Raw genomic sequence first — 523 nt, forward strand, 5'->3', positions numbered from 1 at the left:
GGCGTAGAAGTGGCAGTTTGCGAGAATTTCTTAAAAGGTGGCAAAGGTGCGCTTGAGCTTGCCGAGCTAGTTTTAAAGGCGTGCGATAAGCCAAGCAAGATAAATTTCACATACGAGATGAGCGATGATACGAAAACTAAAATCGAAAAGGTCGCTAAGGAAATTTATGGAGCTGGCGAGGTGGTCTTTGAAGAGGCCGCTCTTAAAAAGCTTGAGATGATAAAAGAGTTAAATTTGAGCCATTTACCAGTTTGTATCGCAAAAACTCAGTATTCATTTAGTGACGATGCGAAGCTTTTGGGCAGAGCAAAGGGCTTTACATTTAGCGTAAAAGACCTTGACATTAGAACGGGAGCTGGCTTTATCGTCGCGGTTTGCGGTAAGATCATGCTAATGCCAGGACTTCCAAAAGTGCCAGCTGCGGTCAATATGAAGATAGACGCAGAGGGCAAGATCGACGGCTTGTCGTAAATTTATGAAAAAGATACTGGCAAACGCCAGTATCTTTTTTAAGAGGTATAGA

Annotated in this window: 1 protein-coding gene; it reads left to right on the top strand. The window is 43.0% G+C overall.

Annotated elements, in window-relative coordinates; genetic code table 11:
- Positions 1 to 471, top strand: a 471-nt coding sequence (locus tag CYP28_RS00920; protein WP_141090886.1) for a formate--tetrahydrofolate ligase, incomplete at its 5' end; no start/stop codon positions are given.
- Between the last annotated feature and the right edge of the window lie 52 nt (positions 472 to 523).

Source organism: Campylobacter concisus (assembly GCF_002914195.1).
Lineage (GTDB): Bacteria > Campylobacterota > Campylobacteria > Campylobacterales > Campylobacteraceae > Campylobacter_A > Campylobacter_A concisus_M.